The sequence below is a fragment of the Tenggerimyces flavus genome (assembly GCF_016907715.1).
Lineage (GTDB): Bacteria > Actinomycetota > Actinomycetes > Propionibacteriales > Actinopolymorphaceae > Tenggerimyces > Tenggerimyces flavus.
Genome location: NZ_JAFBCM010000001.1, coordinates 7001253 through 7022103, shown reverse-complemented (window position 1 = coordinate 7022103; position 20851 = coordinate 7001253). Strand labels below are relative to the sequence as shown.

Here is a 20851-nt window from a genome sequence, read left to right as displayed (position 1 = left end):
CTCAGCTGGGCTGGGTCATTGGGGCCGCGGGGCGGAGGCGGCCGAGTTTGGTGTACTCGAGGTCGACGGCCTTGACGAGGTCCGCCATGGTGACGGTGCGGGTGTTGGCGGCGGCGAAGTAGGCGGCGGTGACTGTGGCCGAACGGATGTCGCCGCCGGAGAGCTCGAACGAATGGGCGAGGGCGGGGAGGTCGAGGTCGTCCGCGCGGGGGACGTCGGTGCCGAGGCACCGGTCCCAGAGGAGGAGCCGCTGGGGCTCGTCGGGCTGCGGGAAGTCGACCACCATGTCGAGCCGGCGGGTGAACGCCTCGTCGATGTTGGCGCGCAGGTTCGTGGTGAGGATCGCCAGACCGTCGAACGACTCCATGCGCTGCAGCAGATAGGCCACCTCGACGTTCGCGTACCGGTCGTGCGCGTCCTGCACCTCCGACCGCTTGCCGAAGATGGCGTCGGCCTCGTCGAAGAGCAAGACGCCGTTGACGCCGGCGGCCTCGGTGAAGATGCGTTCGAGGTTCTTCTCAGTCTCGCCGATGTACTTGTCCACGACCGTGGCGAGATCGACGACGTACAGATCGACGCCGAGGTCGCGGGCGACGACCTCGGCCGAGATCGTCTTGCCCGTACCGGACTCGCCGGTGAACAGCGCGGTCACGCCGACGCCGCGACCGCCGCCGGGGCGCATGTTCCAGCCGCGCAGCACCTGGTCGCGGTGCCGCGCGCGGATGACGAGCTCACGCAGCCGTTCGATCGCGTCGTCCGGCAGCACGAGGCCGTCCCAACCGACGGCCGGAACGATCCGACGGGCAAGGCGTTCCAGACCGGCGCCGTTCTGCGAACGCGCACCCGTCCGGAGGATCTCGGCAGTGACGATGCCGCCATCCATCGCGGCGTACAGCGACGCCGCCTCGGCCGCGCGGAGGATCTGCTCGGGTCCGAGCCGGAACGCCGCCGTCTCCCGCACCGGGTCGACGTCGTCTCGGGGCGGCAGCGCGGTGCGCCAGAGGGCCTCGCGTTCGGTGGTGGTGAGCTCGGGCGCATCGCCGAGGACGGGGACGACGGGCGCCCAGTGCGGGTCCCAGCTGGCGGCGCCGACGAGGACGACGGGCACTGGCGCGGTGGCGAGCGCGCGGAGCAGCGGCATGCTGTCGGCGCGCAGCGCGTCGACCGGACCGGCGAGAATCCCCTTGCTGTGCAGGCGAGCCTCGCGCGCGGCAGCGCGCACGAAGCGATGGACGTCGAGCTCGGTGGGGATCCGCGCGAGGTCGAGCGGCAGCACGCCAAGGCCGAGCTCGGTGAGCACGGCGGCGCCGATGCCGCGGACAGCGCTGCCCGTGCCGCCGCGCAGGTACGCCGGGCGACCGGGATGGACGGCCTTGGCGATCGCCTTCGCGGCCCCGGGTACGGGCGGCGGCGTCACGCCCAGCACGTCCGCGAGCGTGGGATCGGTGGCCGAATCACCAAGCAGGTAAGCGGTGACGACATCGGGAACGCGGAGCACTCGCGTGAGGAACGGCCTGGCGGGCTCACCGATCTCGATCAGCCCACCGTCGACCAGCGGCGCCTGCGCGTCGAGGCGGGAACGTACGGTCGCGTCCGTCGCGGGCTGGCCGAGCAGGTCGAACGCCAGCCGCAGCGTCGCGCGGCGCTGGGAGACGTCGTCGTTGAGATAGCCGTACAGCTGCTCGAACCGCGCGTCGAGATCCGGCGCCATCGCGATCAGCAGCAGGTCGACGTCCAACGGGGTAAGGGAGAAAGCGTCGGCCAGCCGGGGCAAGCGCAGGTTGACGTCGGATGGCTGCTCGTCGCGTACCCACGGCGGCAGGCCGGGCGCGTCGTTGTCGAGGACGGCGTCGATCGCGGCCTCGGTCAGGTAGAGACCCTTGAGCGGGTCGTCGGGTGCGGGGTCGACCACCCGGCGAGCGGCGACGAGCGTTCGGACGCGTTCCTCGACGACCGCCAGCCGAGCCAGGAGCTGCCGGAGGCTCTCGTCGCTCACTTCTTGCGCCTGGTTCGCTTCATCACGGTGATGCCCTGCATGCGTTGGCCGTTGCCGGCGGCAGCCTCGCGACGTTCCTCGACGTCGCCGCCGACCCGTTCGGCGTTGGTCTCGCCGTCGGTGGCGGACATGTCCAACCGCAGCGGCGCCTCGACCGGTGGGCCGACCTCGATCGCGCGGCCGGCCTCGAGCGGCAGCGACAGCACGACGTCGATGGACGGCCGCAGCTCGCCGCCGAGCGCGGACCAGACGTCGGCGAACGAGCGGTCCTCGTCCGGTGGGAGTCCTACCGAAAGCCCCACGGGCGAAGGGGAGTGGGGCAGCAGGTCGGCCGGAACGACGTCGTGACCAAGCAGCGACTCCAGCAGCGCTCCGAGCAGCCGGTGCTCGTCCTCGGGCCGCTGAGTCCACGCGCTGACCAGGTAGAACAGGCGGAAGATCCGTGGCGGCGTGTGGCGGGACTCGAGGCGGCCATTCTCGCCGAAGCGCTGAACGGCGCCGCTCGCCCGCCGCCGGGTGTCCTCGCGGATGTCGTACAGGAACAGGTTCACCGCAGGCCCGTTGCGCTTGGCGGCCCACTCCTTCGTCGGCGGGTCGAAGACGACCGACACGCGCGCGCTGTCGAGCACCTCGCGGCGCAGCAGGCCGGCGAGCGCGTTGTCGACGTCGGAGATCACGTTCCCGAGTGTGTGCGCCGTGCTTGCCTGCGGTCGTGGACGAAGGGACGCGTGTCCGGCCCGCTTTCGTTGCCCGATCGGGCACCTCCAGGTGCCCACCGCGCAGCACTGCCCACCCTGGTCGCTGGGCGCCCGCACCGCTTTGCTGTGTCGGTGCGTCGAGTCATGTCCGCAACAGCCCTGTCCTGCGCCGTCGTCGCGACGGTGCTCGTTCCGCTCGCCCAACCCACGGCGATCGCGGCCGAGCCGCCGACGATCCTCCTCGGTTCGCCCGATCTGCAGCGCGAGCTGTCGGACGCGGTGCTGAGCGCGGACGGCCGCCAGGTCGGGTTCCTCAGCAAGTTCGGCGACACCCCGTCGAACTACGAGGTGCGCGACCTCCTCCAAGGGACGACGACCGCGGTGCCGACCGGGGTGGCCGGCGAGGTCGAGACCGCGACGATGTCAGGTAGCGGCAGGCTGCTCTCCTTCACAGTCGGGCCGACGACTGGCACGGGGCCGCAAACCCTGTTCGCGGTGGACCGCGAGGCACCGTCCGACAGCCAGGTGCACCAGGTCACCGGTACGACGAACGACCTGCCCTACCTGCGGATGGGTGGTTGTGTCAGCGGGCTCCGGTCGTGTCCGGAGATCTCCGAGGACGGATCCACCCTCGTAGCGGGCGTCTATCAGTCCATCCAGTCGCCCTCGTTGGAGCTCACGCTCGGCGACGGCACCGTGGTGGGCAACCCGGACGGCGGCTTCTTCGAGCCGATCATCGACTTCAGCGGCGACACGGGTACCACGGCCGAGCTCCACGTGGAAGCGCGCGAGCCGGTGGTCTTCCCGGAGACCGGCCCCCAGCTGTCCGGGGACTCCATCTTCGAGTTGGGAACGTCGACCGCTCCGTGCAGCGGTCCGCTCGCGGCGGGTCAGCAGTGCACGGTGGTGGTGAGCACCCGGCCGGTGTTCTGTTTCGAGGAGACAGCCAGGTTCGGGCAGCTCCGCCTCCCTGGCGCCACCCCCGCTGGACAGACGGCGATCTCGCTGCTCGTCGACTGCCCGCCCGCCGGTGGTGATCTCCTCACAGCTGCGGGACCGGCCGCCACAGCTCGATGCAGTGGCGGCGCCGTCTACGACGGGCCGGCACCCACGACCCCGAGGGACCCGCACGAGGGGAGGCTCGGCGAACAGGTCGTCTCGGTCGGGCAGTCCGGCGTCGGTGGGCTCCAGCAGTTCTCCGTACAGGTCACCGCCGACCTGTCGACGCCGACCACAGTGAACCTCGAGACCGATGCCGCGTGTCCGTTCAAGCTCGTCGTTCCGAAGAGCCAACCCGCGGATGCCTGCCAGCCTGGAGGGTCGCTGGAACCCGGCGCGTCCTGTGTCGCGTACGTCGAGTTCAAGGCCACCGAGATCGCGCCCTACGCGGGCGAGCTCGTGGCGGGAGCCACGCGCTACCGACTGGTCGCCTCGGGCAGTGGCAGCTACGTGGCCGCGTGGCGGGATCCCAGCGGGCAAGGGAACTTCGCGGCCGCCGGACCTCCTCGCATCGTCAGCGTCACTGGTCCTGACGGGACGCCCATGGACGGCTCCGATCCTTCGGTGTCCTCCGACGGGCGCTGGGTCGCCTTCACCTCGAGCTCCAAGCTCGGCAGGCCGGCCGGCGACACCACCAACCGTCAGGTGTACGTCCACGACACCAATGCCGACGGCGCCGGCGGACATGGCCAGACCGTGATCGCCTCGATGCTGCCCGATGGTCGATTGCTCCCGTCCGCCAGCAGGCCGTCCCTGTCCGGGGACGGGAGTCGGGTGGCGTACGCCGACACGCACGAGTTCGAGCCGGAGCCGATCGAGTTCCGCCAGGTGTACGTGCGAGATCTCCCCGCACAGCGGACCATCGTCGCCTCGAGCTCGCCGACGGGAGCGGATGGAGACGACTACTCCGACTCCCCCGTCCTGTCCAACGACGGCCGGAGCGTGGTCTACCAGTCCACCTCGCGCAACCTGATGCCCGATCCGCTTCCAGGGGACGCCGGCGTCTGGCAGGTCTACGTACGGGACGTCGATCCAGACTTCGCCGGCGGACGAGGTGTCAACCAGCTCATGTCGGTGACCGACACCGGCGGGGCCGCTCCCGGGACCGGCGCCTACCGCCCGGCGGTCAACGCCAACGGGTCGGTCGTCGCGTTCCACTCCGACGCTCAGCTCACCGCCGACGACGTCGAGTCGGATCCGATGACGGACGTCTACGTCTCCACCAGGGCGGGAGAACTGTCCGCGTCGCCGGCGTCGTTCGACTTCGGCCAGGTGCCGGTCAAGACCAAGTCCACCCCACGCGTGGTGACGATCACCAACGCTGGAGGGCCCGCGACGATCGGGGAGGTGGGGATCGACCCGCCGTTCCAGATCGCGAGCGACCAGTGCTCGAACACCTCACTGCGTGGCGGAGAGTCGTGCGCGATCGGCGTGACGTTCGCTCCGACCCAGGTAGGCGCCAGGGACAGTCAGCTGTACGTTCCCGGACCGCCCGGCACGGAGGCGGTCAGCGTCGCCCTCACGGGCACGGGAACGAGCGACGCGACCACGCCGGGGGAGACCAAGCTCGTCTCGGTGGACGACGATCCGTCGAGCATCATCGCCAACTCGGCGCCGTCGATCTCCAACGACGGAAGGTACGTGGCGTTCCAGTCGCTCGCGCCCTCCGGGTCCGACGGCGGAGCGCTGGACAAGAACGCCAGGGGTCCGAAGCAGCCGAAGATCGTCAAGGGCTCGAAGGGAGTCCCGGCGAAGAAGGCGCCCAAGGGCGGTCCACCGAGGTCGGCGGTCGTCGAGGCGTTGACCGGCGACGCGATCCACCTGAGGGACCAGGCGACGGGGACGACCGAACGGCTCTCGCCGCCCGAACACGTTCCGTACGGGAGGCCGGACGTCTCCGGCAACGCCCAGCTCGTCAGCTATCTCGGCATGACCAGGGACGAGAACGGCAACGCGCTGGACCGGACCGCCAACGTCTACGCGGTGAACCGGCAGAACCCGGCCGCGCCCGTCGTTCGCGCTGTCAGTGGCACACCGACGGATCTCCCGTACCAGCGCACGAACGCCTACTGCGCGTTCCCTGGCTGCGATCCACGGTTGTCCGACGACGGGACGTCGGTCGTCTTCTCCGCACGGCAGTCCTGGTACTCGCAGAGTCTCTCGCTCCAGGTTCCCTATCAAGGCGGGCTGACTCCATGGGACCTGGTCGACTTCGCTCCCACGGAGTCGGGCGCCACCCCGTACACCCAGCAGGTGACCGTGGTGGCCCACGACGCGGTGGAGTTCGCCGGTGGACCCGTGGTCGACGCGGCTGAGGGAGCCTTCAGGATCAACGGGACCACCTGTGGCGCGTCACTCGCCGCGGGTCAGAGCTGCACGATCGACCTCGAGTTCGTCGGTCCACGATGCGGTGAGACGTTCGTCGGAACCCTGCGAACGCAGGGTCGGATTCCGGCCGGTCAGACCGCGGTCGCGCTGGTGGGGAGTCGGCGTTGCGGAGCCGTCATCCGGGCCAACCCCGAGAAGCTGGACGAGGTGAAGCCCGGTGTTGACGCGCCCAACTGCGCGGCGATTCCCGCGCCTGCGACGGCGCCATCCCCGACGACCGGGGGCACGACGCCGATCGGCAACGTCGAGGCCGACTCGGCGCACACCGAGATCGGGAAGACCGACTACGTCGGTCTGGTCGTCACCAACACCAGCCCCGATCCCGGAGGGTTGAACTTCGAGACTCCGCAATGTGGCATGGCGTTCGTCACCCCGGGACAGCCGAGCCCGGAGTATCCGACCTGCACGGACGGGCAACAGCTCGCCGCCGGCGCGTCGTGCGCCGCGTACGTCGGGTTCAAGCCGGAGACGGTCGGGACTGTCCTCGCCAACCTGACGCTAGGTGGAACCCAGTACAAGGTGCACAGGTTCATCGGCACGGCGGATCGCGACCTCGTGCTCATGCGGCGAGATCCCAGCGGCACCGGCGACTTCGCGGGCGCGGGGAGTCCGGCATCCGAGATCGTCAGCCTGGACGGCAACGGTGCCCCGATGAACGGCGAGACCCCGGTCGTCTCGGGCGACGGCAGGTACGTCGGGTTCCTCTCCGAGGATCCCGTCGGGCGCGACACCGACGACGGGAACTGGCAGCTGTACCTGCGCGACCGTACCGCGAAGACGACCAAGCTCGTCTCCCTGCTGCCCGACGGTACGCTCGACGAGTTCGGGGCGATCGCCCCGTCGATCTCGCGGGACGGCAGCCGCATCGCGTTCCAGGCCGGACCACGCGGCGAGGGACCGACGCCGCCGTACTCCCAGATCTACGTCCGCGACCTCGGCTCGGCCAGGACCGTGCTCGCATCTGCGGCGTTCGACGATCCCGGGACGCGGGGCAACAGCGACAGCTACGACCCGGCGCTGTCCGACGACGGGACGACGGTCGCGTTCAGCTCGCTCGCCGAGAACCTGGTCGACCAGCCGGGCAACGGGCGCACGGCGATCTACGTCCGCGAGGTCGAGCGGGACTTCGCCGGGGACTCCCCGCGAGACAACGAGATCGTGTCGTTGACGAACGAAGGGCGTGTGGTCGGCGGAAGCTCGTACCGTCCGGCGGTCAACGACGACGGCGCGTTCGTCGCGTTCGGCTCGACCGGTGCTCTGGTGCCCGAGGACACCGACGAGGGCGCTTGGGACGTCTACGTTCGCCGGCGGTTCGCGCAGTTGGTGGTGGAGCCGCCGGCGCTCGACTTCGGCAAGGTGAAGGTCGGGGAGTCGTCCGGGCCGAAGCGGGTGACCGTACGCAACACCGGCTCGGGACCCGCGGACATCGGTACGGTGACTGCGGCGGCTCCGTTCGCTCCGGGTGCGGAGACCTGCGCGAAGCTGCGGCGGGGGAAGAGCTGCTCGGTCGACGCGACGTTCGCGCCCACTGCCGAAGGCACGTTCAGCGGTGCGCTGAACGTCCCGGTCTCCCAGGGATATCTGTCGCTGCCGCCGATCGGAGTGACGCTCGCCGGTGTCGGGGAGGTGCCGACCGTGCCGCCGGTTCCGACGGCTGCCTACTCGGTCTCGCCCGCGTCGGTGGACTTCGGCGACGTGACGCTTGGCAAGGAGGCGGCGCCTGCTTCGCTGACGGTGAAGAACACGGGTCAGGTGCCGCTGGCGATGACGGTCGCGACGGAGTCGGATGGTGACATTGGTGACTATGCGGCGGACGGAACGCCTTGTGCGGTGGTCATGCCGGCGCAGTCGTGTGTCGTTCCCGTACGGTTCGCGCCGCGGGCGGAGGGCACGCGGACAGGTGCGGTGACGTTCACCGCCGACGCGCAGGATCCGACCGCGAAGGATCCGGCGCCGGTCGACGTCTCGTTGACCGGTACGGGTGCCGAGCCTGCCACCGGTCCGACGAAGGTCGCCGCCATGACGGTCACGCCGGTGTCGCTCGCGTTCCCGGCCGGCATCCTGAACCTGGCGGGCGCCCCGAAGCGCGTGGTCGTGCGGAACGTGGGTGACGTGCCGCTCGCGGTGGCGGGGGAGGTGCGGTCCGGCGCGACGGAGTTCTACTCCCGTTCGGCAAGCTGCCTGATCCTCCTGCCAGGGAAGCAATGCACGGTCGACGTACGGTTCGCGCCGCGGGCATTGGGCGCGCGGGTGGGTGCGCTGACCGTGCTCGCCGCCTCGATCGACCCGCTGGTGGTGAGCCCGTTCCCTGTCCAGGTGGGGTTGACGGGGACGACGAAGCAGCCGAAGCTCGTGCTCGATCCGACGGTCGGGCGGCCGGGCCAGGTGACGATGGTGCGCGGGGAGAACTTCCCACCGACACAGCAGATCGCGCTGTCGTGGCAGCCCGGGCTGGGTACGGCGGTGGCGAAGCCGGACGCGGCGGGGACGTTCACGGTGCCGATGCTCGTGTACCGGAGAGACATGCTGGGCGACCGGATTCTGGCGGCGGCGATCCCGAGCCTGCTGGCACCGACGTTGAGCGATCCGTACCTGGTGGAGCCGTTGTCGAGCCAGCCGCCGGGGTTCTTCTTCCGCTGGTAGAGATGGAGAACGGCCCGAGCACCTGCTCGGGCCGTTCTTCTGGTTGCGGGTTTTAGATAAGGCCTTCGCGGAGCGCGTAGGCGACTGCGTGGGAGCGGTTCTTCAGTTGCAGGCGGCTGGTGATGTCGTGGAGCACGTTCTTCACCGTGCGCTCGGAGTACGCCAGCTCCTGGGCGATCTCCTGGGTGTCCTTGCCGTCCGCGATCAGCTTGAGTACCTGCGTCTCACGGTCGGACAGGCCCGTACGCGACAGCCCGTGCGGCGCGAGAACGTGCCGCTGCAGTCGCGAGACCTGACCGAGCAGGCGCCCGAGCAGGTCGGGCGGCAGGCTTCCCTCGCCGGCCGACGCGACCTGGATCACGTGCACCAACCGGTCCGCCGTCGCGTCGCACCGCCGTACGACGCCCGAGACCCCAGCCTCGACCGCCGTCATCAGTGCGCCGTCGTCGACCCGCGTCGCCACCAGAACGATGCGGCGGCAACCGTGCTGCTGCACCATGCGCAGCACCTGGACGGTGTCCTCGTCGACGTACTCGGCGACGACGAGCGCCACCGCCGTCGTCTCGCTGGCGTCCATGCTCGCGAGGTCCCCACCGTCGATGAGCCGGACTTCCGTACGGTGCCGCAGAGCGTGCATCACACCCGCCTGCGAGAGCGGGTCGAGTGCCTTCACGTACACCGGGATGCGATCTCTCATGTCCCCTACTTCCCCCTGGTTCCCTGTCCCGACTTGTGCCCGTACGGGCAGTATCGACAGGGCCGCTCTTCATGCACTCAACGCCGACTCAACACGGTCTGATGGGGCGAGATCGGTTGCCCGTTTGGCTGTCCCGACGCCTGGTGTCGGGGGCGGCGTGGCGTCGTACTGTCGCGTCGTGGCTACCTCTGCGCACTTGGACGTCCAAGACCTCACGGTGGTCCCTGGTTCGACCGCCTCCTGTCAGGTGACCGTCGCGAACCGCGGGACGATCGTCGAGGCCTACTCGCTGCGTGTCGTCGGCGAGCTGGGCGCGTACGCGACCGTGGAACCGGCGACGCTGTCGCTGTACCCGGAGACCGAGGCGACCGCGGTCGTCACCATCGACGTGCCGCGCGGCGCGCCGATCGCGGCGGGCGACGTGCCCTTCGCTGTCGTCGTGGAGCCGCAGGAGCACCCGAACGACGTCGTGGTGCCGGAGGGCATGGCGCACGTCCAGTCGTTCGGCGACCTGACCGCGGAGCTCACGCCGCGGACGTCGCACGGGCGGAAGGTCGGGCACCACTCGCTCGCGGTGGACAACCGCGGCAACCAGCCGGTCGTGCTGCAGCTTTCCGGCAAGGATCCGGACGGCGCTTTGGACTTCCGCTTCTCGCCGCAGACGGTGACGGTGGAGCCGAACTCGGCTTCGTTCGCGAAGGTGCGCGTACGGAACGTGGAGCGGTTGTGGCGCGGGGCTTCCCGTACGCGCTCGTTCAGCATCGTGGCGACGTTGGCCTCTGCTGCTGTTCCTGCTGGCGGGCGCGCTGCTCCGGGTCTGTTCGAGCAGTCGACGCCGGTCGCTTCGGTGGACGGCATGACCGTTCAGGACGCGACTTTGCCGCCCTGGCTGGGCAAAGCCATCCTCGGCGTCGCCGCCCTGGCCTTGGGTGCCGCCGCGTTGTGGATCTTCGCGATGCGCCCGGCGATCCAGTCGACGGCTCAGCAGGCGGTGGAGAAGCCGCTGGTCGTGATCAAGGAGTCCGCGGCGAAGGCGGAGAAGCAAGCGGTCGAGGCGAAGGGCGAGGCCAAGCAGGCCAAGTCGACCGCCGGTGAGGCGAAGGAAGACGCCAAGAAGACCCGGGACGTCGTCATCGACAACAAGGGCGAGGACGACAGCAAGGACGACATCATCGACGCTCAGCGGGAGGCCCTCGCAGGGGTCCCGTACTTCGAGCGCTACACGATCCGGGCGACGCCGGGCAACACGACGAACACCGCCGTGTACCGCGTTCCGAAGGGCAAGCGGCTGCGTGTGACCGAGGTCTTCTTCGAGTCCACCGGCGGAACGGGCACCCTGCAGTTCCGCAAGGGCGACGACATCATCCACCAGGTGGAGCCGCAGACGTTCCGGAACATCTTCGACCAGCACTACATCTCGCCCGTGGTCTTCGAAGAGGGCGAACGCGTGGTGATCCAGCTGTCCTGCGCTCAGCCGATCCTCGGCCAGACCCGCTGCGAGAACGCCGTCTCCGTGGGCGGCAGCGTGGCGGACAAGCCGAAGAGGGCCGCCACCCAGCCCGTGGCCGACTCACCGCAGTAGCGCCGGCTCTGCCCGTCGCGCGACAATCGCGGGATGCGGAAGCCGACGCGAGACGCTGAGGGGAGGTCGACCGACGCGGTCACGTCGGACGACCTCCGCTGGTTCTCGCGCACCTTCGCCGACCTCGCCGATCCGGACGTCCTGGACCAGGCCTGGACCTGTCGGCCAGGTGGCGCCGCTGACATCGAGGGCCAGCGGCGCGCGGCGTTCCCCGAGGCTTAGGGCGTGCAGACGGTCGCGGTCTCGTGGCCGCCGTACAGGCCGCCGGTCGCGCAGGCGCGGAGCCGGCCCGTGTTGTGGAAGGCGGTCGTGGTCGCAGAGGCTTCCTCGACGCCCTTGTCGTCCGACGCCGTGGCGAGGGTGTCCCAGCCGCCGGAGGGGTTCTGCCGCTGCAGCGACACCGTGATCTGGTGGCGGCGGAGGTACTCGTGCAGCTCGATCGTCCGCCCGCTCGCGACCACGTTCCCGGCCGACGGCGAGTAGAGGCTGGTGCAGATCCGCAGCTCGGCGCCGTCGGACACGAAGTCCGTACACGTCTCGGCCGCCGAGGCGGGACCAGCGGTGAGGATCATGCCGGCGGTCGCGAGCGCGGCGGCAGCGGTGAGAGCAAGGATGCGTCGACTCATGTCAGATTCCCCCGAACGACGTAGGTAGGTGGGAGGAAACTAACCCGTCGGGCCTGCGCACAGGCAGGCCAACGACCGTTCCTGGTCAGGATTGGGTCCCTTCATCGCGCGTTCGTCAACCTTGCCCGAGGCCACCACGTGTCCCCCAATATGCGCTGTCGTCGGACTGGCTCGGGTGCCGGCCTGTCGTTCGCCACCGTAGTTCGTTACTATGAGGCGAAGAACGGTGGTGAACGACAGTGGCTCGTGTGATTGCGCGCTCAGTCTCGGACGTTGTCGAGCAGCTTGAACTCGACGGCGATGTCGTCGTGACGGTCGATCGATTGGGGTCGGTCATGCGTCAACTCGACCTGAGCGGTGACCCTCGACGGATGGCCTATGACCTTCAGCGTGGCGGGTGGCTCGGCAAGCTTCGCACGCGGCATTCCTGGGAGTTTCTTCCCGGCGCGCGAGGCGGCCCCTACGGCTCCGGGGACCGATTCATCGAGTTCCGCGCCCAGCAGGCTCTCGACACGAACTGGCCGGGGACACTCGCGATGGAGTCGGCCGCATCCGTACTCGGCCTGGCTCAACGGATTCCCGAGCGGAACGTCATTGCGCTACCGAACGGCGCGCCCTTTCCCAAAGCGCTAGGCGGCGAGTGGCGCTACGTTCGGGTCGAGATGCCGGATGAGGGCATCGCGACGATCAATGGGCTGCCCGTCTGGGATCGCGAGGGCCTCATTGTTGGCATCGGGATACGCCCCTCCGGCTACAAGGACGCCGCCGGCCTCGGACAGTGGTTGTCGGCATCCTCGTACGAGGTTGACGCCGAGAAGGTCATTCGACTGCTGGCGCCGATGGGAGCTGCCTCGCGGCAACGCACCGCTTACCTGCTGCAGGCCTCGGGCAACGTCCCGGGAACCCAACAAATCGTCGCCGCCTACCCTCCAACGGAAACGGCGTGGGTTGGGCCACATCGGCAGGGCGGCTGCTATGACCCTCTGACCAAGGTGAGCGACACCGTCTTCCACAGGTACTTCGGAGTGGGAGGCGGGTCATGATCCGTATCACCGAGGGTCACCTGGTACGCCACTACCAGGGCGCGAGGGGTGGGCGTGATGCCGCGCTCCTCGACATCGCCCAGGATCACGCACTGCGCCTGCTCCATGAAGCAGGCCTTTTCCGCCAAGGACTGGTGTTCAAGGGCGGCACGGCGTTGAGGAAGTTCCGCGCGGGCAACGCGGGTCGGTTCTCAACGGACCTCGATTTCGCCGCGCCCGGCGATGATCTGCCTCTCGCTGTGCTCCAAGCGCTCGATGGGACCGAGCTCGACGGATTCTCGTTCACGATCGAGAACCTGGGAGACGACGGACGGCGTGGCGACCTCCGAGTCGAGACGCCATTCGGCAGTCCGCAACTCGGCGCGAAGGTCGAACTCGCACGACACAAACTGAGCCTCACCGCTGACTTGTTGATACCCATCCACCTGCCGATCCACGATCGTTATGGATTCGCCCTGCCGCCGACTCCCGTGGTGCGAACGGAAGAAGCGGTAGCCGAGAAGCTTGCCCGCTACCGCAGAGTGTCGTTGGCCCGCGATCTCTACGACCTCCAGTGGTACGCAACGGCAGGCGCGATGGACCAGCCACTCGTGCGACGACTGTGGGTGCTCAAGGTCTTCCGCGACATCGTCGTCGACGATCGCGGCACCAAACCCATCGACCCAGACGATGTGCTCGCCCCCAGGACGGCGAAGGACTTCCGACCCGAAGACATCGGCTACCTCACCAAGCCAGTGCGGATCGACGAGTGGATCGCGATAGTTGGGACCCGGTACGCCTTCCTTGACGACCTCGATGCCCGTGAACGCCGATTGGCCGAGTTCAACGAGCGCGACCTTTACGAGGTTGAGAAAACCCTCGCTGAGATAGAGTCGAGAGATATCGACGCTTGAAAGCGCACAAAGGCCAAGAACGCCCGCTGACCAGGGCTAACGCTAAGAGCAACCGATTCCAGCGTGAAACACTGGAGCCGGTACACGGGTGAGCGACGGGATTCGAACCCGCGGCCACCGGGACCACAACCCGGTGCTCTACCAACTGAGCTACGCCCACCATGAAATGCAGCGGACCTAGTGTAGCCAGTGGTCCGCGCGGTCGTGCACCGGATATCCCTACTCCGAAACCGGCGCCCCGCCCGTCGGATGACCGAGAATCGAGCCCGCGATCGACCGGGCTGTCGCCGAGTCCGGTCCCGGTTGCGGAACGAAGACGGCCGAACGGTAGTACCGCAGCTCGTCGATCGACTCGCGAATGTCGGCCAGCGCCCGGTGGTTGCCGGCTTTCTGCGGCGAGGCGTAGTACACCCGCGGATACCAGCGCCGCACGAGCTCCTTGATGGATGACACGTCAACGATCCGGTAGTGCAGGAACGACTCCAGCGTCGGCATGTCCCGCGCCAGGAACGAACGGTCCGTCGCCACCGTGTTCCCCGCCAACGGTGCCCGCCCGGGCTCGGCGGCAAACTGCCGGATGTAGTCCAGTACCTGCTCCTCAGCCTCCGCCAGCGTCAGCCCGTCGGCGAGCTCGGTGAGCAGCCCCGAGGACGTGTGCATCTCGCGTACGACGTCACGCATCTGGTCGATCGCGGCGGGCGGCGGTTTGATCACCAGGTCGATGCCGTCACCCAGCACCGTGAGCTCTCCGTCGGTGACCAGCGCCGCCACCTCGACGAGCGCATCGGCACCGAGGTCCAGCCCCGTCATCTCACAGTCGATCCAGACCAGCCGGTCATACATGTCGGACACCATAACCACACGTCTGACCTTCCCGTCACGCGGAACGCGCGAAAACCGAGTGGTGTCGCGACCTCGTGCCCTCTACGTTCCCCGCATGGCCGACGAGGGGTTCGAACATCCACGGCTCGCCGCGATCTACGACGCGCTCGATCCGGACCGCGGCGATCTCGACGTGTATGTCCGGATGGCGGCGGAGTTCGGCGCGCGACGCGTACTGGACATCGGGTGCGGAACGGGCGTCTTCGCGCTGCTGCTCGCCGACCGAGGTCTCGAGGTGGTCGGCGTCGATCCGGCCGGCGCGTCGCTCGACGTGGCGCGCGGCAAGCTCGGGAGCGAACGAGTTCGCTGGATCCACGGCGACGCGACCGCGCTCCCACCGTTGCAGGTCGACCTGGCCACGATGACCGCGAACGTAGCGCAGGCCATCGTCGATCCGGGCGACTGGCAGGGGACGTTGCGCGGAGCGTTCGAAGCCCTGCGGCCCGGCGGGCGGCTGGTGTTCGAGACGCGCGACCCGGCCCGCCGCGCGTGGGAGGAGTGGACCCGGGAGCACACCCACGGCGTGACGGACATCCCAGAGGTCGGAGCTGTGGAGAGCTGGCTCGACCTCACCAACGTCGCGCTACCCCTGGTGTCGTTCCGCGGCACCTGCGTCTTCGCTTCGGACGGCGCCGTGCTCACCTCCGACTCGACGCTGCGGTTCCGCTCACGAACCGAGGTCGAGGCCGACCTCGCCGAGCATGGCTACGTGCTCGACGAGGTCCGCGACGCCCCCGACCGCCCCGGCCGGGAGCTCGTCTTCGTCGCCCACCGACCTGAGTGAAGGCAGCCGACAACACGGTGCAAGGCGACCGTCCGCTGGGAACTGTGCCCGGGACCGTGGCTTGTTACAGGAGCCGTGCCTTGACCAGAAGGGCGCGCAACACACCTCGTCTGACACCGGATTGGCTGTACCGGATCACGTGCTGTCGGTTGGTGTTGCGGACTTCGCGGCCGCCCGCATCGACGCACCAATAGCCGGCCGCTTGACCGCAGAACCCGCACGGGGTGCCGAGGAGCCGCTTACGCTCCAGGGCGGCCTCCTCGTATTCGTCCATTGCCGCCTTCCCGGGACAGCCCGAGGATTCGTCCGCGGTCCGACCGCCGCTCGGCTGGTCCACGGCAGGTTCCGTTAATCAATTTGAATCAGTTTGAGGCTCATGCGTATAGCATGTCAACTCTTGACCAAGCGCCAACGTCGCATCACAGTGGAACACACTGACTCGACATGTATCAGTCATCACGGGAGGAACCCATGCGGTACGCGCAGCGTGCAGGATGCGAAGACGGTCCGTGTCCGAAGATGTCCGACGACCTCGACACCGGCGATGTCATCGTGCAGGGAGCGTTCGTGAACGACCCGAGCTACCGCGACGAAGTCGGCCCGGTGCCCAGCCACGAAGGCGTCGTCTCCATCCCGCGAGCGGTCCTGGAGCAGTACCTGATCGCCACCGGCCGCGTCGGGAAGCCGACCGCATGACGGCGGTCAGCCCTGAGGAGTTCAACGCCTGCTTCGATCGGTTCGAACGGAACGTCTTCCGTCTGGAGACGCTCGCGCAGTACCTCGTCGACGCCGAGGTCGAACGGGTCGAGGCGTTCACACGCGGCGAGCCGCGACCCGAACGATCAGTCCGCACCAGCGCCTGGCTCAGCCGCATCGCAACCTCCACAGCAGCTGGCAAGTCGTGGCAACGGATCCACGCCGTCGACTGGCCACTGACCGAGTACCTGTGCTACGAGATCGCCGGCTATGTCGAATCCCAAGCATGCGGCGAAGAGATCCGCCTCTGTGACCTCACCGACGAACTCCGCGCACACGAGGACTTCTGGCTGTTCGACGCAGGCACCGACAACGCGTGCGCGCTCGCGATGCGCTACGACCCGGACGGCCGCTACCTCGGCGCCGACCTCGTCAACGACGTCGACAGGCTGGCCGCCTACACCAAAATCCGCGACACGGTATGGCCGACCGGACGGAACCTCAACGAGCACGTGACAATCGTTCCGCGATGACCACCATGACCGACCGCCCCGGCGAGGCGCCCAGCCTGCGACAACAGCTCGGCTACGAGCTGCGCAGGTTGCGCGACCTCGCCGGCATCGGGGGCCGGGGCATGGCCACGCGGGTCGGCATCTCCCAAGCGACACTCTCCCGGCTCGAAGCCGGAACGCGAGCTCCCTCGATCCCTGAAGTCCTCGCCTACTGCTCCGCAACAGGCGCCGACGCCGAGACGACTGACCGGCTCGCCACCCTCGCCGAACGCGCCAAAGCCGAGGCAGCGCCCTGGCGCACAGCTCTCGCCGGCAGAGCTCACATGCAAGAAGACGCCGCCGCGACAGCCGAGACAGCGACGCTCATTCGGCAATGCACCTACGACCTCGTACCCGGCCTCCTACAAACTGCCGAGTACGCGACCGCGCTGTTCCCGCTCGTCACCCAGGCGATGACTGGACACGACACCGCGGCCGCCGTCGCGGCACGACTACGACGGCAGGAGATTCTCTACAACCCTGCCCAACGGTTCGAGTTCCTGATCAGCGAAACCGTGCTCAGCTGGGCGCCCGCACCCGACCTCATGCCCGCCCAACTGGCGAAGATCCAAGCAGGCGTAGGCATGGCCAACGTCTGGCTCGGCATCCTGCCGCTCGGCGCACCGCTCGGGCTCGCCCATACCTTCACCCTCTATGACGAACCGGCCGGCGACCACGAACCCGTCGTCGCGATCGAGCTACCCCACGGCCGGCTCACCCTCACCGATCCCACCGACATCGCGCCATACCGCGAAACGTTCGACCGCCACCGCACCCACGCACTCACGGGGAAAGCGGCCTCTCGACTGATCAAGCGGATCGCGACAGATCAGGCGGAGCGCCGCATGCCGCGGCGGGCCCTGAGGTAGTCGGCGACGACGAAGTCGCCGAGGCGGTCGAGGTCGGGGGTGAAGACGCGGCCGCCGTTGCGCTTGGCGACGGCGTCGATGAAGCGGGCCAGGCCCTCGTCTTCGCCGAGCATGAAGACGTTCAGCGTCGCGCCATAGCGGGTCAGGGCGTCCACTTCGGTGATCGTTGCCCGCAGAGTCTCGTACGTCGTCGGCCAGGAGAAGAACGGCGAGCCGTCGGCCTCCAGGTGGGCGGTCGGCTCGCCGTCGGTCACGACCAGGATCACCGGCTCCGCGTCCGGGTGCCGGCGTACGTGCCGGCCGGCGAGCATCAGCGCGTGCTGGAGGTTCGTGCCCTGGATCCAGTCCGGCTCGATCTCCGCCAGCTGCACCGGTGACAGCCGCCGTCCCACGCGGTCGAAGCCGATGATCTCCAGCGCGTCCTGCCGGAACCGCGTCGCCACCAGGTGCGACAACGCCAGCGCCGTCTGCTTCATCGGACCCCAGCGGCCCTCCTGGACCATCGAGTACGACAGGTCGACGCACAACGCCACCGCCGCGGACGTACGGCGCTCGGTCTCCGCGATCGCGAAGTCTTCGACATCCAAGGACAACGCAGACCGGGACGAGGCCGACCGCAAGACCGCGTTGTGCACAGTACGTACGGCGTCGATCGGGTGCTCGTCGCCGAACCGCCACTCCCGCGACGCCCCCGTCGGCTCGTCCGCCGACCCGGTCCGCTGGTCGTCGTGGTCACCGCGCCCGCCGGCCTCCAAGGACGAGAACACCCGCCGCAGTGCCGACTCACCGAGCCGACGCAAAGCCTTCGGTGTCAGCCGCAGCCCTTCGCGCCCGCGCGACACGTACCCCTGCCGCTCCAACTCCCGCTCGAGCTCGCGCAACGCACGCAGATCAGTGCCGGCCCCAGGACCGAGCTGCCGCTCCAGAGCCTCCACGTCGACGTCGTCCAACGTCGCTCCCGGATGCTCCTGCGAGAGTTGCTCGGACAAAGCCTCCAGGTCCGCCAGGTCGGCGACCGCCTCGACCCCCTCGGCGTACCCCATAGGCGAAGAGCCCCGCATCCGCGCCCGCGACTCCCAGTCCAGACCAGGCCGCAGAGAACGGAGGTTGTCCCGCAACGACGACAACTGGAACGCCAGGTCGGCGTCGCCCAGCGCCTCGCTCATCAACCGGGCCAGCTCGTCGCGCTGCTCCGGCGACAGCGAACGCATCAGCCGCTCGGCGGCAGCCGCCCGCCGCGCCAGCAGATCGATCAGCTCGTCCGTCGACTGCGGGTTCTCCGGGAAGAAGTCCCCATGCCGTTCCATGAACTGCGAGAACCGGTCCGTCGTGTCCTCACCCCGAGCGTGCGAAGCAAGCAGCGCGTTCAGGTCCGCGAGCATGTCCTTGATCGCCTGCTGAGCGGCCTGCGCCTCCTCGCTCGACCCCGACATCGCCTCGCGCATGCCGGAGAACTGAGCGTCGAGCACCTCGCGCTGCAGCAGCTGCTTGATCTGCTCGTAAAGCTCCCGCGCATCGGACGAGCGCCACTGGTACTCCGACAGCTCCCGCACCGCCCGCGCGGTGTCCGAGGGCATCGTCTCCAGGTCCAGCTCCTGCAGCCGCGCGTCGTCGGACGGGTCGCGCGCGAGCTCGTCCTTCTCCGCCGCGATCGCCTGGTCGAGCATTTGCCGTACGCGGTCCAACGTGCCCGCGAGATCCCCGCGCCGCCGCAACTGCTCGCGCCGCTTCCGCGCGCGGTTCAGCAGCGAGTCCAGCCCGCGCCGCCCCTCCGGCCCACGCCGCAAGAGATCCCGCAGCGCCTCGCGCAAAGACCCGCCAGCCAGAACGTCGCGGCCGAGCTGGTCCAAAGCCTCGCGGACGTCGTACGGCGGTGCCAGCGGATCGGGCCCGTCGTCCCACGGCCCGTACCGGAACCGACGGGACGCCATCACACCGCTCCGTAGACAGTGACCCCGTCGACCGAGTCCTTCGCGAGCCGCCGGGTGAGATGCAGCCCCTCGAGGACGAACTCGACACCGGCCGCCGCCTCACCGCGCGAGGCCGCGTCCTCGAAGCCGAGCCGGTCGAGCACCTTCGCCAGCCCAGGCACGGTCCCGAGCTGCTCGAGCAGGTCCTCCGCCCGCGTCAGCTCGCCCGTCTCGACGGTCGCGCCCTCGACGAACCGCTCGGTGAAGCCGGCGAGGTCCAGCCCGCGCAGCCGTTCGCGGAACGTCTCCGCCACCGCCACGCGCAGCAGGTGCGCGAAGACCTCCTCCTCGCGTCCCTCCTCGCCCATCTCGAACTCGACCTTGCCGCGCAGCGTCGGCAGCGTCCCGGGCAGGTCGCAGACGCGCGCCACCGGGTCGTTCTCCGAAGCCAGCGCGGCCCGCCGCAGCGCCGAGGCCGCCGTCGTCTCCGCCGCCGTGATGCCGAACCGGGCCGAGACGCCCGACCGCTGGTCGACCGCCGGCGACTCCCGCAGGCCGCGGGTGAAGCGGGCGACGATCTCGAGCAGGTGGTCGGGTACGGGCGCCGCGAGCCGCGCCTCCTGCCGGATCAGGGCAGCCTCGTCGGCAACCTCGACCGGGTAGTGGGTGCGGATCTCCGCGCCGAACCGGTCCTTGAGCGGCGTGATGATCCGGCCGCGGTTGGTGTAGTCCTCGGGGTTGGCCGAGGCGACCAGGAGCAGGTCGAGCGGCAGCCGCAGGTTGTAGCCGCGGACCTGGATGTCGCGTTCCTCGAGCACGTTGAACAGCGCGACCTGGATGCGTTCGGCCAGGTCAGGAAGCTCGTTCAGGGCGAAGATGCCGCGGTTGGTCCGCGGCACCAGGCCGTAGTGAATCGTCTCCGGGTCGCCGAGCGTACGGCCCTCCGCGACGCGGACCGGGTCGACGTCGCCGACCAGGTCACCGACGGAGGTGTCAGGGGTGGCGAGCTTCTCGCCGTACCGGTCGTCGCGGTGCTTCCAGGTGATCGGCAGGTCGTTGCCCGCCTCGGCCGCGAGCCGCTTGCAGCGGGCGCAGACCGGGGCGTACGGGTGGTCGTTGATCTCGCAGCCGTCTATGACCGGGGTCCACTCGTCGAGCAGGCCCACGAGGGTGCGCATGAGTCGGGTCTTGCCCTGGCCGCGCTCGCCGAGCAGGACCAGGTCGTGGCCGGCGAGCAGGGCGCGCTCAAGCTGCGGCAGCACGGTGTCGTCGAAGCCGACGATGCCGGGGAAGGCCTTGCTTCCACCGGACAGCGCGGCGATGAGGTTGTCGCGGATCTCGTCCTTGACGCTGCGGTGATGGTGCCGAGAGTGGCGCAGGGCGCCGAGTGTGGAAGGTCGCGTCACGCCTTTGACCGTACGCCGCCCAGGCGAATCCGGACGACCGCGTCGTTCCTTGGCTCCCATGCGCCTCCCTTCCGTGTTCGCATCGGTCCGGCGGCAAGCAGGTCGATGCCTTCTCGACGAGGGGCACCGACGGCATCGGTTCGGTGCCCGGCGATGGCGGCGTGGCGGTGCCGTCGGTGCGTTGCGGG

17 protein-coding genes and 1 tRNA gene are annotated in these 20851 nt (G+C 69.1%); 9 read left to right on the top strand and 9 right to left on the bottom strand.

Features of this window, described 5'->3' with window-relative positions:
* Position 1 precedes the first annotated feature (1 nt).
* Entirely contained in the window at positions 2-1996 is a 1995-nt protein-coding gene (locus JOD67_RS32740; RefSeq protein WP_205121557.1) for an ATP-binding protein, read from the bottom strand.
* Positions 1993-2673 (bottom strand): Pvc16 family protein, encoded by a 681-nt coding sequence (locus JOD67_RS32735; RefSeq protein ID WP_205121556.1) that lies wholly within the window; start codon positions 2671-2673, stop codon positions 1993-1995. Before JOD67_RS32735 ends, JOD67_RS32740 begins: the two co-directional genes overlap by 4 nt.
* Before the next feature lie 165 nt (positions 2674-2838).
* On the opposite strand from JOD67_RS32735, the gene JOD67_RS32730 reads away from it, so the two are divergent.
* Entirely contained in the window at positions 2839-8724 is a 5886-nt protein-coding gene (locus JOD67_RS32730) for a choice-of-anchor D domain-containing protein (RefSeq protein ID WP_205121555.1), read from the top strand.
* Positions 8725-8776: 52 nt separating this feature from the next.
* Here JOD67_RS32730 and JOD67_RS32725 read toward each other — a convergent pair whose 3' ends face one another.
* Entirely contained in the window at positions 8777-9421 is a 645-nt protein-coding gene (locus JOD67_RS32725; protein ID WP_239554137.1) for a helix-turn-helix transcriptional regulator, read from the bottom strand.
* Between the two features lie 178 nt (positions 9422-9599).
* Between JOD67_RS32725 and JOD67_RS32720 the strand changes: the two genes are divergently transcribed.
* Together JOD67_RS32720 and JOD67_RS32715 are read left to right on the top strand one after the other, a co-directional pair.
* The gene (locus JOD67_RS32720) at positions 9600-11003 is read left to right on the top strand and encodes a hypothetical protein (RefSeq protein WP_205121554.1); all 1404 of its coding nucleotides are present in this window, start codon (positions 9600-9602) and stop codon (positions 11001-11003) included.
* Between the two features lie 33 nt (positions 11004-11036).
* Positions 11037-11225, top strand: coding sequence for a hypothetical protein (locus JOD67_RS32715; protein WP_205121553.1), 189 nt, complete (start codon positions 11037-11039; stop codon positions 11223-11225).
* On the opposite strand, the gene JOD67_RS32710 is transcribed toward JOD67_RS32715, so the two are convergent.
* Positions 11222-11629, bottom strand: coding sequence for a hypothetical protein (locus tag JOD67_RS32710; RefSeq protein ID WP_205121552.1), 408 nt, complete (start codon positions 11627-11629; stop codon positions 11222-11224). The genes JOD67_RS32715 and JOD67_RS32710 overlap by 4 nt on opposite strands.
* 239 nt (positions 11630-11868) lie before the next feature.
* Here JOD67_RS32710 and JOD67_RS32705 point away from each other — a divergent pair, with 239 nt between their 5' ends.
* Together JOD67_RS32705 and JOD67_RS32700 are read left to right on the top strand one after the other, a co-directional pair.
* The gene (locus JOD67_RS32705; protein ID WP_205121551.1) at positions 11869-12672 is read left to right on the top strand and encodes a type IV toxin-antitoxin system AbiEi family antitoxin; all 804 of its coding nucleotides are present in this window, start codon (positions 11869-11871) and stop codon (positions 12670-12672) included.
* Positions 12669-13565: a nucleotidyl transferase AbiEii/AbiGii toxin family protein gene (locus JOD67_RS32700; RefSeq protein WP_205121550.1), complete on the top strand. Its 897-nt coding sequence runs from the start codon at positions 12669-12671 to the stop codon at positions 13563-13565. Before JOD67_RS32705 ends, JOD67_RS32700 begins: the two co-directional genes overlap by 4 nt.
* An 87-nt stretch (positions 13566-13652) precedes the next feature.
* Here JOD67_RS32700 and JOD67_RS32695 read toward each other — a convergent pair.
* A tRNA-His gene (locus tag JOD67_RS32695) sits at positions 13653-13725 on the bottom strand.
* Positions 13726-13784: 59 nt separating this feature from the next.
* Positions 13785-14408: an oligoribonuclease gene (gene orn, locus JOD67_RS32690; protein WP_205121549.1), complete on the bottom strand. Its 624-nt coding sequence runs from the start codon at positions 14406-14408 to the stop codon at positions 13785-13787.
* Between the two features lie 94 nt (positions 14409-14502).
* On the opposite strand from orn, the gene JOD67_RS32685 reads away from it, so the two are divergent.
* Positions 14503-15231 carry a class I SAM-dependent methyltransferase gene (locus JOD67_RS32685; protein WP_205121548.1) on the top strand — a complete coding sequence of 243 codons (729 nt, stop codon included), beginning with the start codon at positions 14503-14505 and terminating at the stop codon, positions 15229-15231.
* A 64-nt stretch (positions 15232-15295) separates the two neighbouring features.
* On the opposite strand, the gene JOD67_RS32680 is transcribed toward JOD67_RS32685, so the two are convergent.
* Positions 15296-15505, bottom strand: a complete 210-nt coding sequence (locus JOD67_RS32680) for a hypothetical protein (protein ID WP_205121547.1) — start codon at positions 15503-15505, stop codon at positions 15296-15298.
* A gap of 245 nt (positions 15506-15750) precedes the next feature.
* On the opposite strand from JOD67_RS32680, the gene JOD67_RS32675 reads away from it, so the two are divergent.
* From JOD67_RS32675 to JOD67_RS32665, 3 genes are read left to right on the top strand one after another with little or no spacing between them, the layout of a single operon-like run.
* A complete protein-coding gene (locus tag JOD67_RS32675) occupies positions 15751-15927 on the top strand; it encodes a hypothetical protein (RefSeq protein ID WP_205121546.1) in 177 nt (58 codons plus the stop codon).
* A complete protein-coding gene (locus JOD67_RS32670; RefSeq protein WP_205121545.1) occupies positions 15924-16460 on the top strand; it encodes a DUF6879 family protein in 537 nt (178 codons plus the stop codon). The genes JOD67_RS32675 and JOD67_RS32670 overlap by 4 nt, the downstream gene beginning before the upstream one ends.
* Positions 16457-17347 carry a Scr1 family TA system antitoxin-like transcriptional regulator gene (locus tag JOD67_RS32665; protein ID WP_205121544.1) on the top strand — a complete coding sequence of 297 codons (891 nt, stop codon included), beginning with the start codon at positions 16457-16459 and terminating at the stop codon, positions 17345-17347. Before JOD67_RS32670 ends, JOD67_RS32665 begins: the two co-directional genes overlap by 4 nt.
* Here the strand turns inward: JOD67_RS32665 and JOD67_RS32660 are convergent.
* On the bottom strand, positions 17308-19278 hold the full coding sequence (locus JOD67_RS32660; RefSeq protein ID WP_205121543.1) for a vWA domain-containing protein: 1971 nt from the start codon (positions 19276-19278) through the stop codon (positions 17308-17310). The genes JOD67_RS32665 and JOD67_RS32660 overlap by 40 nt on opposite strands.
* A complete protein-coding gene (locus JOD67_RS32655) occupies positions 19278-20663 on the bottom strand; it encodes a sigma 54-interacting transcriptional regulator (RefSeq protein ID WP_307782638.1) in 1386 nt (461 codons plus the stop codon). The genes JOD67_RS32660 and JOD67_RS32655 overlap by 1 nt, the downstream gene beginning before the upstream one ends.
* Between the last annotated feature and the right edge of the window lie 188 nt (positions 20664-20851).